Genomic DNA, 14,248 nt, shown 5'->3' with positions numbered 1-14,248 from the left:
GTCGACCCGGCCTTGCCCCGCCCGGCCGGTTAAGTCAAAATACCGCGCGGATGATCGAGCCTTCAATACGCCCGATGCCATAACCGCTTACTGCGTTTCGGTCGGCGCCTTCTTGGCCGCAGGGTCCATGTCCTTCGCCGTCGTCATGGCAACGGCCGGCGGCCCCTTCTGGATCGCGGCCGACAGCTTGCCGACCGGTGCGCAATCGCCCTTGCACAGGGCCTGCGCCTGCGCCAGCACCTCCTTGGCCCTGGCGACCGCGCCCTTCTCGACCATCGCCTCACCCTGTCCCGCCAGCGCAACGAGGTCGGTCGGATCCAGCAGCAGCGCTTCCTTGTACAGGCGGATCGCCTTGCCCTGAAGCCCTTGCGCGCGCGCGACCTCGGCCAGTTCGACATAGGCGGCGCGATTGCGCGGGTCGATCGCCAGCGCGCTTTCCAGCGCGTCGGTCGCGCCTTCCAGATTGCCGGCCTTGTGCGCCGCTTCGCCTGCCTTCTGCCATTCAAGCGACTGCGGAATGATCTGGCTGTCGGGCTTCTGGCTCAATCCCACGCTCGACACAGTGGTCAGGACGACGGCGAGGGCGATCGAGGCAGGGGTGAAACGCATCATTATCTCCAGCCATGTTTCAGGCGCTAATTCAGAACAAGTGTCGCTATTTTGCGGGCGCTTGTCCATCGCCTGTTTCACGCCCCCCGACGCAACCGTGCAAAGAAGAAACCGTCGCTGCCGTCATGCCCTGGCGTCAGCAACAGTCCGGCGCCATGGGCGCGGCCCACGGGCAGGGCGACCGGCTCGGCTGTCCAGCCAGCATGGCGCGACAGGAAAGCATCGACCTGCCCCCGCCCTTCGCGGTCGGTCAGCGCGCAGGTAGCGTAAACCAGCAGCCCGCCGGGCGCCAGCAGCGGCGCCGCGAAATCGAGGATACGCGCCTGTTCGGCGACCAGCCGGTCCAGCCGCGCCTGCGTCAGCCGCCAGCGCGCCTCAGGGTTGCGCCGCCAGGTTCCGGTGCCCGAACAGGGCGCATCGACCAGCACGACGTCCGCCTTGCCGCGCAGGCTCTCCAGCCCGCTCACCTCATGGCTCTGGTCCAGCAGGAGCGTCTCGATAAGACAAGCCCCGGCCCGCTCGGCCCGCGGCTCCAGCCTCGCCAGCCGCGACCGGATCGTGTCGGCCGCGATCAGCCTACCCTTGCCCTGCATCGCTGCGGCCAGCGCCAGCGTCTTGCCACCCGCGCCCGCGCACAGGTCCACCACCGTCATGCCCGGCTGCGCGCCACAGGCCACCGAAATCCACTGACTGCCCGCATCCTGCACCTCGACCAGCCCGTCCTTCCAGACGGCCTGCTGCTCCACCGGATAGCCTTCGGGCAGCCGCAGTCCATCGGGCAAGCCCGTGATCGCCACCGCATCGGACAGCATCGGCGCGACACGGGCGGGATCGCCCTTCAGCCGATTGACGCGCAGATCCACCGGCGCCCGCCCCAGCAGCGCATCCTGCTCCACCGGCGCGGCCAGCAGCGGCTGCAACCAGCCCGGCACCGCGCCAGCGTGCGCACACGTTTCACCCGGCTCGATCGGCAACGGCGCATGGACCGACCCGTCGAACAACGCCGCGACCTCCGGCCGCTCCGACGCCACGCCGATCATCGCCGCGCGCCCGGTATCGGGCCGTTCGGCCGCCCGGCGGATCGCGTCATAGACATGGTCGCGCACCGCCCGCCTGTCACGCGAACCGGCATAGCGCCGTTCCTTGAAATAGCGGGCGATCAGTGTATCGGCCGCCGGCCCGCCATCGCGGGCGGACGCGATGATGGCGTCCAGCAGATCGATCGCGGCCTGTATGCGGGCAGATGGTGTCATCTCTACCTTCCCCCCTCCCTTTTAAGGGAGGGGAATATTATTTACCGCGTCGGATAATTGGGCGCTTCCCGCGTGATCGTCACGTCGTGGACATGGCTTTCGGACAGGCCTGCATTGGTGATCTGCACGAAACGCGCGCGTTCCTGCAAATCCCTGATCGTGGCGCTGCCGGTATAGCCCATCGCGGCCTTCACGCCGCCGACCAGCTGATGGATGACATCCTTGGCCGGGCCTTTGAACGGCACCTGGCCTTCGATACCTTCGGGCACCAGCTTCATCTGGTCCTTGATATCCGCCTGGAAATAGCGGTCGGCACTGCCGCGCGCCATCGCGCCGACGCTGCCCATGCCGCGATAGCTCTTATAGGCGCGACCCTGATACAGGAAGGTTTCGCCCGGCGCCTCTGCCGTACCCGCCAGAAGCGACCCCACCATGACGCAGCCCGCGCCGGCCGCCAGCGCCTTGGCCAGGTCGCCCGACGTGCGCAGCCCGCCATCGGCGATCACCGGCACGCCCTGCTTATGTGCTTCCTCGGCCGAATCCATCACGGCGGTCAGTTGCGGCACGCCCACGCCCGCGACGACGCGCGTGGTGCAGATCGATCCCGGTCCGATGCCGACCTTCACGCAATCCGCACCTGCGCCGATCAGCGCCTTGGTCGCTTCGGCGGTGGCGACATTGCCGGCGACCACCTGCACATGGCTGGACAGCTTCTTCACCGCTTCCACCGCGATAGCGACCTGACGGCTATGGCCATGGGCGGTGTCGATGACGATCAGGTCGCATTCCGCGTCGATCAGCGCGCGGCTGCGCTCCAGCCCCTTTTCGCCCACCGTCGTCGCGGCGGCAACGCGCAGGCGGCCGGTGCCGTCCTTGGTCGCCTGCGGGTAAGTGACTGCCTTTTCGATATCCTTGACCGTGATCAGGCCAACGCAATGATAGGCGTCGTCCACCACCAGCAGCTTTTCGATCCGGCGGCCATGCAACAGACGCTGCGCCTCTTCCTGACCCACGCCGACCTTGACGGTGGCCAGATTGTCCTTCGTCATCAATTCGCTGACCGGCTGGGCGGGATTTTCGGCGAAGCGCGTATCGCGATGGGTCAGAATGCCGACCAGCTTGCCGCTCTGCTCCACCACCGGAATGCCGCTGATCTTGTGCCGCTGCATCAGCATCTGCGCGTCCGCCAGCGTGGCGGTGGGCAGGATGGTGATGGGATTGACGACCATGCCGCTTTCGAACCGCTTGACCGCGCGCACGGCGTCGGCCTGTTCCTCGACCGTCAGGTTGCGGTGCAACACGCCGATCCCACCAAGCTGCGCCATCACGATCGCCATGTCGGCCTCCGTCACCGTGTCCATGGCGGATGACAGGATCGGGATGTTCAGCTTGATCGCTTTGGTCACATAGGTGGACGTATCCGCCTGGCTGGGCAGCACATCGGATTCGGCGGGCTGCAACAGCACGTCGTCAAAGGTGAGGCCAAGGCGGATGTCCATGGAAAAAGCCACTTTCTTTTGTGCCGACCCGGCGGAGGGAAGCCGGATCGCTGGGGGATTTGTGGCGGCCCATGTAACCACTCCGACGCCAAACGGCCAGACCCCTACGGGATTTTATTGCGGGGATGGTGGGACAACGCGATTGGATGGCTTTCGGCCGCTCCATTTCCCGAATGCCGCTCGCCCTGAGCCTGTCGAACGGCTTACTTCTTCTTCAAAACACGAGGCTTTAAAGAAAAGAAAGGGCTTCGACACGCTCAGTCTGAATGGCTATTGGATGTCCGCAAGCGGCCGAAAATGCCGTATCCATAATGCAAGAAGGGCGCGGCCACCGCCACGCCCTTCTTTTCTCCTATCGTTAAACCCAGCCCTTACGCCCCAGCCGGCGAAGCCTCGCCGAACGGACCCTTGCGCTTGCGGATGCGCGGGATCGAAGACCCAGCCGCCGGAATGACCGAAGGCTTGATCGTCGTGCCGTCGTCGCGGGTGATCTCACCCTTTTCCAGCAGCGCCTTGATCTCCTCGCCGCTAAGCGTCTCATATTCCAGCATCGCGTTGGCGAGCAGGTGCAACTGGTCCTCATGACCCTTCAGCAGTTCCTGCGCGCGGGCATAGCCCTGCTCCACCAGAGCGCGGATTTCGGCGTCGATCAGCTTGGCCGTCTCGTCCGACATATGGACGCGCTGGCTCTGCGAATAGCCCAGGAAGGTTTCGCCCTGCTGCTCTTCATATTGCAACGGCCCCAGCTTGTCGGACATGCCCCATTGCGTGACCATGTCGCGCGCCAGCTTGGTGGCATATTGAATGTCGCCCGAAGCACCCGACGACACCTTGTCATAGCCGAAGATGATTTCCTCGGCCACGCGCCCGCCCATGGCGACGGCCATGTTCGCATGCATCTTGTCGCGGTGATAGCTGTAGCTGTCCCGTTCCGGCAGGCGCATCACCATGCCCAGCGCACGGCCGCGCGGGATGATCGTCGCCTTGTGGATCGGATCGGACGCGGCTTCATGGACCGACACGATGGCGTGCCCAGCCTCATGATAGGCGGTCATCTTCTTTTCATCGTCGGTCATGACCATGGAGCGGCGTTCCGCACCCATCATCACCTTGTCCTTGGCCGATTCGAACTCGTCCATGGCGACCAGCCGCTTGCCCCGCCGGGCCGCCGTCAAAGCCGCTTCGTTGACGAGGTTGGCAAGGTCAGCGCCGGAGAAACCGGGCGTGCCACGCGCAATCGTGCGCGGATTGACGTCCGGGGCCAGCGGCACCTTCTTCATATGCACGGCCAGGATCTTCTCGCGGCCCTCGATGTCGGGACGGGGCACCACGACCTGACGATCGAAACGGCCCGGACGCAGCAGCGCGGGGTCCAGCACGTCGGGGCGGTTGGTCGCCGCGACGATGATGATACCCTCATTCGCTTCGAAACCGTCCATCTCGACCAGCAACTGGTTCAGCGTCTGTTCGCGCTCGTCATTGCCGTTGCCCAGGCCCGCGCCACGATGGCGGCCGACCGCGTCGATTTCGTCGATGAAGACGATGCAGGGTGCGTTCTTCTTGGCCTGCTCGAACATGTCGCGTACGCGGCTTGCGCCCACGCCGACGAACATTTCGACAAAGTCCGAACCCGAAATGGTGAAGAAGGGCACGCCCGCCTCACCCGCGATCGCGCGGGCCAGCAGTGTCTTGCCGGTGCCGGGGCTACCGACCAGCAACGCACCCTTGGGAATCTTGCCGCCCAGACGCGCGAACTTGGTCGGGTCTTTCAGGAATTCGACGATTTCCTGCAATTCCTCGCGCGCTTCGTCGATGCCTGCGACGTCATCGAACGTGACCTTGCCATGCTTTTCGGTCAGCAGCTTGGCCTTGGACTTACCGAAGCCCATCGCGCCACCCGCGCCGCCGCCCTTTTGCATCTGGCGCAGCACGAAAAAGGCGATACCCAGGATCAGCAGGAACGGCAGCGACTGGTACAGCAGTATCTGCCAGAAGCTCGGCTGATCCTGCGCCTGACCGGAATATTTGACATTATAGTCATCGAGCAGGCCCGTCAGGCCCGCATCAGTGACGGGAACCGTGGTGAATTTCTGGCCGCTCGACAGGGTGCCGCTGATCCGGTCCGGCGCAATAGCGACGTCCTTGACCTGGCCTTCCTGCACCTTGGACCGGAATTCGGAATAGGCGATGGCCGATCCAGCAGCCGACGTCGTCCGGCTGTCGAACAGCGATACGAACAGCAGCAGGGCGACGATCACGCCCGCCCAAATCATGGCGCTCTTGATCCAGGGGTTGCCCTGCGGGTCTTTCTCGTCGTTCATCATCACTCACTTTCGCCAGCCAAGATAGGGCGCGTCCGCAAAAGCGCAAGCAGGCGCAGGCCCGTCCCGCCCGCTAATTCACCCGGTCCCGTCGATGATCAGACGCCCAGCAACGTCAGCGCAACATAGCCCAGCGCCAGCGCCAGGCCGGCCGACAGACCACACAGCAAATAGCCCATATACAACAGCAGCGGCGGATGCGGCCGCGCCAGTTTTCGGTTCTGCTGCGCCGCCGACAGGATCACGCTGGCCAGCAGGCCATAGGTCAGTGCCGCAAACTCCATCATGATATGCCAAATCCCGCTAAACCCATCGGACCGATTAAAGCGGAAACCGATGAAGGAAAGAGCCTCATACCCACGTAAATCGGCAGTCCGTGGAGCAGATGCGACGATCCGTGGAACCTTTCCGTAACGACCGTCAGCGGCGCGGTGGCGCCGGCGCCAGCCGCCATTGCCCACCACCCTTGAGCAGCCAGTCGCCCAGACTCGCCTGTCGCCCCGCCAGCGCCTCGGCCAGCGCCAGGTCAAGGCTCTCGCCCCGCGGCTGCGGTACGCCCGCCTGCTCCAGCATATGCAGCACCAGCCGCCGAAGATATTCGCGCGGCAGATCGGTCCGCTCCAGCCGCCATCCGGCCCCGTCGCTGCGCACATAAGCCTGCGCCAGGTCCGCCACGCTCCACACAAGCGCGGCTTCGGCTTCGGCCAGCGCCGCCGCGCTGCGCGCCGCCGCCTGCGCATCCAGCCAGTCTGCCCCGGCCAGCGCCGTCCGCAGCATCGCCCGGTCGAAACGCGGATCGGCATTGGACGGATCATGGACGTGGGGCAGCCCCTCCGCCTCCGCCAGAGCCTGCAACGCCGCCTTGCGCACCGCGAGCAGCGGCCGGATCACCCGCCCCGATCGCGCCCGGACCCCGGCAAGGCCACCGACGCCCGATCCCCGGTTGAGCCGCATCAGCATCGTTTCCAGTTGGTCGTCGGCATGATGGGCGGTCATGATCCAGTCGATGCCCTGGTCGGTGCGCCATGCCTCGATCCGCCGGTATCGCATCGCCCGCGCCCAGGCCTGCACATTGCCCGCCACCGGGCCATCGGGTGTCAGCGTCGCATGGGCGATCCCCTGCCCGGCGCACCAGTCCCCGACCATCGCCGCTTCATCGGCCGAAGCTGCCCGCAATTGATGATCGACCGTGACCGCCGCCACCCGCCCCGGAAAGGCGCGCGCCGCCAGCAGCAGCAGCGCCATGCTGTCCGGCCCGCCCGACACGGCCACGCCGAACCGCGCCGCCGGGTCGTTGCCGACCAGCGCCTGCGTCGCCCCGACGAGCACGGACTCCAGCCGCGCCGTCAGCGCTGCACTGCCTGTATTTAGCTGCACTTCGCCTTGGCGCGCCCTGCGGTCATCATGCCGCGCAGGCTGGACGACAGATTGTCGCCATAGACCTGCTCCAGTTCCTGATACACCTTACAGGCGTCGGCCGGCTTCTTCAGTTGAATGAGCGCCTCGCCCAGATAGGTCAGGCTGTCGGGCGCCCGGTCGCCACGCGGCCGCTTCTGGTAATTTTCATAAAAGGCGACCGACGCGAGCGCCGGCTTGCCATCGTCCAGATAGGCGCGGCCCAGCAGATTCTGCGCCTTGCTGGCAACCGGGCTGGTGCCATATTTCTCGACCGTGGCCTTCAACTGGCCCTGTGCCTCGGGATAGAATTTCGCGTCCCACAGGCGGAAGCCATAATTATAGGCGTCGCTGGCCGCATCACCCGTATCGGGCCGCTCCACCGCCGCCACGGCGCTCTTGCGCGCCTCGCTGGCGACCGGCGCCACTGGCTTGGGCGCAGCGGGTTTTGGCTGGGGCTGGGACTGGGGCGCAGCCGCGACCGGCGCAGGCGTCACGGATGTCGGCACAACAGGCGCAGGCTCGGCCATGCGCGCCTCATTATCGGCCTTATATTTGGTAAAGGCCGTTTCCAGCTGGCGCAGCTTGTAGCTATTTTCCTCCACCTGCCCGGTGATCGAGGCGAGCTGCGATTCCAGCGCGCCCACCCGCGCGGTCAGGTCCGCGATCGGGGTCGAAGCCGGCGATCCGGGCGCGACCGTGGGCGTGGCCGGGCGGGTGATCTCCGCCTCGATCGGCGTGCCGGCCGGAAACACCTTGCGCTGCACCGCGCGCATTTCCTTTTCCAGCCGATCGACCCGCACCTCGACCGGCGCGCTCTGGGCGGCGGCGGGTTGAACGATGGCGGGCGCGGCTATCGCCAGCAGCACTGCCGATGTCGCAAAAAGGGCGTTACGCATGATGTTCCCCGACTAAATCTGTTGGCTTGACCATAAGCCGTTATTTCGCGCGGTAAAGCGCGACATGGCTCAGGGCTGGATGCCGGTCGCGCCGCCCGTGGCCGGTGCAGGGGCTGGCGACGCAGGCAATGGCACGCTCAGTCCGCCCGGCTGGCCAGCCATCTGGCCATTGGTTGCGGAAGGCGCCGCGGTCGTCGGCCGCTGGGCCGGCCGCGCCGCCGGCGCCCGTGCAGGTATCGTGGCAGGTGCGGCGGCTGGGGCTGCCGGCGTTTCCGCCGCCCGCGCCAGCAGCGCGGCCGCGCTTACCGGCACGTCGGAGATGGTGCGATCGGGCGCGCCCAGCGGCGGGATCGGCTTGCCACCCACCGTGACGTTCAGCGCCTGCGGACGGCCGGTCAGGATGGTCGGCCCCTTGGCGTCGGCCGGCAGGGTGAAGCTCTCGCCCTTCTTGAGCGTCCCGTCCTTCAGCCGCTCGCCCGCTTCATCGACGATGCGCAGCCACACATCGTCCACGGCGGTGAACACAACGGTCTGCACGACAGGCGCGGCCGGGGCGGCACCGGCGGGACGCGCGCCGGTCGCTTCCTGCTTGTCCTGCGCGATTTCCTCCGTGGTCGGCGGCGTCATCAACTGCGTCCGCCACACGGTGTAGCCCGCGATCAGCACGACCACGATGGCCAGCACGACCCAGGCCAGTCGCCGGGGCGGCACCCGCGCCGGATCGACCGGCTCGAACGCCTCGTAACGGTTGGCGCCGATATCGCTGTTGTGCACGCCATGGCGCACTTCGGCGGCGATGGCGACTTCGTCCAGATCGACGGCGCGGGCATAGGCGCGGGCGAAACCCACAGCATAGGGAATGCCAGGCAGGGCGGCATAATCATCCCGCTCGACCGCCTCCAGCTGTCGCTGGGCAATGCGCGTACGGGTCGCGACATCCTGGATCGAAAGGCCCTGCGCCTCCCGCGCGGCACGCAACTTCGCGCCGGGGGTTGAAGGCTGCGCTTCCGGCACGCCGATGGCGCCGGCTTCGGTTTCTGCTTCGTCTGCCATGCTGCTCCGCGACCTGTAATGGCCGGCCTTGTCTCATTGCGGGACGGGCGTTGTCAACGCCGCATCCCGCCAAATCAGCCGAGTTCGATATTCCGTTCGACCGCCCATTGCGTCAGCCGCGCGCGAATGTCGATCGCCCCGCCATCCAGCATTTCGCGCATCAATGCGCGCAATTCCTCGGCATGCACCGCGCGGATCATCGCCTTGACCGGACCGACCGACGCCGGCGTGATTGACAGGCGACGAATACCAAGGCCGATCAGCGCCATCGCCTCCAATGTCCGCCCGCCCATCTCGCCACATACGCCGACCGGCACCTGATGGTCGTGGCAAGTGCGCGCCACCCGGTCCAGGAAACGCAAGATCGCGATGCTCAGCCAGTCATAACGTTCGGCCAGCCGGGGATGCGCCCGGTCGGCAGCGAACAGGAACTGGGTCAGGTCGTTGGTGCCGATCGACAGAAAATCCAGCTTGGGCAATAACAGGTCCAGCACCTCGGCCAGCGCCGGCACCTCCAGCATCGCGCCATATCTGACCGCGATCGGCAGCTTCTTCTTGCGTGCCAACAGCCATTCGCGCTGATGCTCGACCAGCGCGCGCGCCTGCTCATATTCCCAAGGCTCCGACACCATCGGGAACATGACGTACAGCATCTTGCCCGCGCTCGCCTCCAGCAGCGCGCGCGCCTGCGCCTTCATCAACCCGTCGCGGTCCAGCGCCAGCCGCAGCGCGCGCCAGCCCATCGCCGGATTATCCTCATGCTCATCATCGTCGCGCTGCATATAGGGCAGCGCCTTGTCCCCGCCGATATCGACCGTGCGGAAGATGACCGGACGGTCGCCCGCCGCATCCAGCACATCCTTGTAAAGCCGCTGCTGTTTTTCGCGTTGCGGCAAGGTCGCCGACACCAGGAACTGGAATTCCGTGCGGAACAGGCCGATGCCGTCCGCACCTACCAGATCGAGCGCCTGCGCATCCTCGCGCAGGCCGGCATTGACCATCAGCTCGACCCGCTGCCCGTCCGCCGTCACCGACGGCAGGTCGCGCATCGCGGTAAATTCCGCACGGCGCTTCTGCGTCACATGCAGCCGGTTCTCGAACGCCTCCTCCATGTCGCTGGTCGGGCGGATCAGCACCGAATTGGCGCCCACGTCCATCAGCACCAGATCGCCTTCGTTCACCAGATGGCGGATGTCGCGCACCCGGCCGAGCACCGGGACGCCCATGGCGCGCGCGACGATGGTGACATGCGCGGTGAGCGACCCTTCCTCCAGGATCACGCCCTTCAGCCGCCGCCGGTCATATTCCAGCAGCTCCGCCGGACCCAAATTGCGCGCGATCAGGATCGCGTCCTGCCGCAACCCCATCTGCGCGGCAGTGCCAAGTTGCCCCGATACGATCCGCAGCAACCGGTTGGCCAGATCCTCCAGATCGTGCATCCGGTCCGACAGCAGCGGATCGTCGATCTGGCGCATCCGCATCCGCGTACGCTGCTGCACCCGCTCGATCGCCGCCTCCGCCGTCAGGCCACTGTCGATCGCCTCGTTGATGCGCCGCGTCCACCCCTCGTCATAGGCGAACATCTTGTAGGTTTCGAGCACCTCCTGATGCTCGCCCTCCATGCCGAACTCGGCCGCGCCGGTCATCCGGTCGATCTGCTCGCGCATCTTGGTGAAGGCGGAAATGACGCGCTGCCGTTCCGCTTCCGTATCTTCCGCCACCGTATGCTCGATATGGACGCGCGGCTGGTGGAAGACGATATGGCCGCGCGCCATGCCCATCACCAGTTGCAGGCCGTGCAGCATGTTGGTGCCGGTGTCCGCGATCCGTGCATCAGCCGGACCGTCGTCGGCCAGCTCGGCGTTGGCGATGAGTTCCGACATCACCATGGCGACGGTCTGGAGCGCCTCGATCTCGACTTCCTCATATTTGCGCGGCTCCGCATGCTGTACGCACAGGACGCCGATGGCGCGCTCGCGCCGTACGATCGGCACGCCGGCAAAGCTGTGGAACAATTCCTCGCCGGTTTCCGGGCGATATGAGAAGTCGGGATGGGACGCCGCCTCGTCCAGGTTCAGCGTCTCGACATTGGTGGCGATCAGGCCGACCAGCCCCTCGCCCATCGCCATGCGGGTGACGTGCACCGCCTCCTGCTTCAGCCCGCGCGTCGCGAACAGTTCCAGCACGCCTTCGCGCACCAGATAGATGGAACAGACCTCGCTCGACAGCGACTCGCCGATGATCTCCACCACCTTGTTCAGCTTGGCCTGGGCGCTGTTGCGCGCGGCCATGACTTCCTGAAGGCGGATGAGGATCTGGCGGGCGGCGGCGGCGGGTGTGCTGGGCATGATGTTGCGCTATCAGATTGACGCACCGCTTTCCAAGGCGTTTCCTATGATCGGCCTCGCAATATTGTTAAGCAGAGCTGATTTGCATGGCGGAAACATAACGGACATTCGTCAGACAGGCTGAAAGCCCGCAGGCGGGCACGCAGGGAGAAACGGGATCATGGCGACGCGACTGGAACCGGCAATGGAACAGGAACTCGGCGAGCGCGGCTATTCGCGCCGACAGATGGCGAAGGTCGCGGCGCTGCTCGGCGCCGGCGCGGCCGCCATCCGCGTCACCGGCGCGGGCGCGCAGCAGGCGGCGAAGGCGCGGGCCGGCGCGGTACAGATCGGCGCCAACGAATGCTGGACCGGCCCCTTCCCCGTCGCCGCCGAAGCCGCCTTCAAGCTGGTACAGGAAGGCAATCGCTACGAGCCGGACAATGAACATCAAAAGCTGTTCGACGCCGTCTCTTCGGTCGAGGGCATCCCGGCCGACCGCATTGTCGCCTGGCCCGGCTCGTCCGATCCGTTGAGCCGCGTCGCGGTCGCCTATGCCTCGCCAACGCGCGGCATCGTCACCGCCGACCCGACCTATGAAGCCATCTGGCGTACCGCCGCCTGGATTGGCGCCCCGGTCAAGAAAGTACCGCTGACCAAGGATTACGCCCATGACGTAAAGGCGATGCTCGCGGCCGATCCCAATGCCGGCGTCTATTATATCTGCTCGCCCAACAACCCGACCGGCACCGTCACGCCGGTCGCCGACATCGAATGGCTGGCCAACAACAAGCCCAAGGATGCGATCCTGGTCGTGGACGAAGCCTATATCCACTGGGTCGACGGTCCCAACGCGGCCAAGCTGGCCGCGACCCGCGACGACGTGTTGATCCTGCGCACCTTCTCGAAACTGTTCGGCATGGCGGGGATGCGCCTCGGCCTCACCTTCGCCAGCCCCAAGCTGATGGAAAAGATGATGCGCTATGACGGCATGCAGGTCACCTGGATGCTGCCGATGACCGCCGTGGCCTGCGGCACCGTCTCGGTCGCGCAGGCCGACCTCATCAAAGCGCGCCGCGCCGAAATGAACGCCGCCCGCGAAAAATCGGTCAGCCACCTGACTGCCAAGGGGATCAAGGTCATCCCCGGCAGCCAGGCGAATATGTTCATGGTCGACTGGGGCAAGAAGAGCGCGAAGGACATGCAGGCCGCGTTGCTGGCGGAAAATGTGCAGATCGGCCGCAACTGGCCGATCTGGCCCAATATCTCGCGCGTGTCGGTCGGCTCCATGGCCGAAATGGAAGCGTTCAACGCCGCCATCGACAAGGTGTGGAAAGCGTAAAGCTCTCTGAAAAATGCGCGAAAGAGCGCATTTCTGGGACCGCACCGGCCCGCTCCCCCACCCGGCCACCCAACGGCAGTATCATATGGGTGGCCGGGCAGGGGAGCGGGCCGGTGCCGCATAATTTTCCGTAGGAAAATTACTAAAAAGACGCACAACGCATTGCGGAAATGCGCCGCCCTTTCGTCTTTCCCCATGACCAGATTGTTTGCAGGACAAGGGGACGGACGACATGACCATGATGCTGAACAAGGACGCGCAGGAAGACCTGATCGAACGCGGCTATTCGCGCCGCCAGTTGGGCGAAGTCGCCGCATTGCTGGGTGCCGGTGTCGCCGCCAGTTCGCTGCTGGGTGGATCGGCCCTCGCGCAGCAACAGGCCGCCCGCGGCGTCAAGGGTGCGGTACGCATCGGCTCCAACGAATGCTGGACCGGCCCCTTCCCTTCGGGCGTTCAGGCCGCCGCCGAAGCCGCCTCGTTCGGTAACTGGTACGACCCGGACAATTATAAGGGCGACCTGATCACCACCGTCGCCGCGGTCGAAGGCATCCCCGAAGCGCAGGTCATGCCTTGGCCCGGTTCGGGCGGCCCGCTGGTCAGCATCGTCGCGGCCTATTGCTCGCCGACCAAGGGGCTGGTGACGGCCGATCCGACCTTCGAATCCGCCTGGCGCACCGCCGACTATATGAAGGCTCCCATCGCCAAGGCCCCCCAGGCGATCGGCAAGGGCCATGACGTCAAGGCGATGCTGGCCGCCAACCCGAACGCCGGCCTCTATTATATCTGCACGCCCAACAACCCGACCGGCACCATCACCCCGCTGGCCGACATCAAGTGGCTGCTGGACAACAAGCCCGCCGACGCGATGCTGCTGGTGGACGAAGCCTATATCCACTTCTCCGAAGCGCCCAGCGCTGCCAGCCTGATCGGCAACCGCAAGGACATCATCGTCATGCGGACCTTCTCGAAGCTGTTCGGCATGGCCGGTGTTCGCCTCGGCCTCACCTTCGCCGATCCCGAAGTCCAGAAGCGCATCTCGCTCTTCGGACCCTCGGCCGGCGGCCTTGCCATCACCGCCATGCACTGCGGCAATGCGGTCTACAAGGAAGCCGCCCTCATCAAGGCGCGCCGCGCGGAAATGATCGCCAACCGCGACGAAACCATCGCATGGCTGACCAAGAAGGGCATCGAAGTGCAGCCCGGCAGCCAGGCGAACATGTTCATGATCAACTGGAAGAAGCCGGCCAAGGAGATGCAGGCCGCCCTGCTCGCCACGCCCGAAAAGGTGCAGATCGGCCGCAACTGGCCCATCTGGCCCACAGTCTCGCGCGTGACCGTCGGTTCAGCCGATGACATGGCCAAGTTCCGCGCCGCCGTGGACAAGGTCTACAAGGCCTGAAAGGCCGGAGCCTCCCATAGGCACGCAGAAAGGCGTCCGGGCAACCGGGCGCCTTTTTTGGTGATGGTGAATGAAGGTGGGAACAAGTCATTCCCCTCCCGCCTGCGGGAGGGGCAGCGAGACTTACGGGCGCAGCGCGTTAGTTGCAGCC

At 65.7% G+C, this 14,248-nt stretch carries 11 protein-coding genes; 2 read left to right on the top strand and 9 right to left on the bottom strand.

The annotated features are described in order from the left end of the window. Nucleotides 1-87: 87 nt before the first annotated feature. The 9 genes from ASE85_RS10290 to ptsP form a co-directional block, all read right to left on the bottom strand. Nucleotides 88-609, bottom strand: a complete 522-nt coding sequence (locus tag ASE85_RS10290) for a tetratricopeptide repeat protein (protein ID WP_056688657.1) — start codon at nucleotides 607-609, stop codon at nucleotides 88-90. Nucleotides 610-686: 77 nt separating this feature from the next. After that, on the bottom strand, nucleotides 687-1,862 hold the full coding sequence (locus ASE85_RS10285) for an RsmB/NOP family class I SAM-dependent RNA methyltransferase (protein ID WP_056687470.1): 1,176 nt from the start codon (nucleotides 1,860-1,862) through the stop codon (nucleotides 687-689). A 41-nt stretch (nucleotides 1,863-1,903) separates the two neighbouring features. Next, on the bottom strand, nucleotides 1,904-3,361 hold the full coding sequence (guaB, locus tag ASE85_RS10280) for an IMP dehydrogenase (RefSeq protein WP_056687468.1): 1,458 nt from the start codon (nucleotides 3,359-3,361) through the stop codon (nucleotides 1,904-1,906). Nucleotides 3,362-3,732: 371 nt separating this feature from the next. Beyond that, nucleotides 3,733-5,682: an ATP-dependent zinc metalloprotease FtsH gene (gene ftsH / locus ASE85_RS10275; protein ID WP_056688655.1), complete on the bottom strand. Its 1,950-nt coding sequence runs from the start codon at nucleotides 5,680-5,682 to the stop codon at nucleotides 3,733-3,735. A gap of 98 nt (nucleotides 5,683-5,780) precedes the next feature. Continuing rightward, nucleotides 5,781-5,969: a hypothetical protein gene (locus tag ASE85_RS10270; RefSeq protein ID WP_056687466.1), complete on the bottom strand. Its 189-nt coding sequence runs from the start codon at nucleotides 5,967-5,969 to the stop codon at nucleotides 5,781-5,783. Between the two features lie 133 nt (nucleotides 5,970-6,102). Then, the gene (gene tilS / locus ASE85_RS10265) at nucleotides 6,103-7,059 is read right to left on the bottom strand and encodes a tRNA lysidine(34) synthetase TilS (protein WP_056687463.1); all 957 of its coding nucleotides are present in this window, start codon (nucleotides 7,057-7,059) and stop codon (nucleotides 6,103-6,105) included. Then, nucleotides 7,050-7,976: a tetratricopeptide repeat protein gene (locus ASE85_RS10260; protein ID WP_056687460.1), complete on the bottom strand. Its 927-nt coding sequence runs from the start codon at nucleotides 7,974-7,976 to the stop codon at nucleotides 7,050-7,052. The genes tilS and ASE85_RS10260 overlap by 10 nt, the downstream gene beginning before the upstream one ends. A gap of 69 nt (nucleotides 7,977-8,045) precedes the next feature. Continuing rightward, a complete protein-coding gene (locus ASE85_RS10255; protein WP_056687459.1) occupies nucleotides 8,046-9,029 on the bottom strand; it encodes a helix-turn-helix domain-containing protein in 984 nt (327 codons plus the stop codon). Nucleotides 9,030-9,103: 74 nt separating this feature from the next. Then, nucleotides 9,104-11,377: a phosphoenolpyruvate--protein phosphotransferase gene (gene ptsP / locus ASE85_RS10250; RefSeq protein WP_056687458.1), complete on the bottom strand. Its 2,274-nt coding sequence runs from the start codon at nucleotides 11,375-11,377 to the stop codon at nucleotides 9,104-9,106. A gap of 160 nt (nucleotides 11,378-11,537) precedes the next feature. Here ptsP and ASE85_RS10245 point away from each other — a divergent pair, with 160 nt between their 5' ends. Continuing rightward, nucleotides 11,538-12,698: a pyridoxal phosphate-dependent aminotransferase gene (locus tag ASE85_RS10245; protein WP_056687457.1), complete on the top strand. Its 1,161-nt coding sequence runs from the start codon at nucleotides 11,538-11,540 to the stop codon at nucleotides 12,696-12,698. 232 nt (nucleotides 12,699-12,930) lie between these two features. Further along, nucleotides 12,931-14,097: a pyridoxal phosphate-dependent aminotransferase gene (locus ASE85_RS10240; RefSeq protein ID WP_056688653.1), complete on the top strand. Its 1,167-nt coding sequence runs from the start codon at nucleotides 12,931-12,933 to the stop codon at nucleotides 14,095-14,097. Nucleotides 14,098-14,248: the final 151 nt, after the last annotated feature.

The sequence above is a fragment of the Sphingobium sp. Leaf26 genome (assembly GCF_001421665.1).
Classification (GTDB): domain Bacteria; phylum Pseudomonadota; class Alphaproteobacteria; order Sphingomonadales; family Sphingomonadaceae; genus Sphingobium.
Note: the sequence above shows the minus strand (reverse complement) of the source record. Positions and strands in the feature narration are given on the sequence as shown.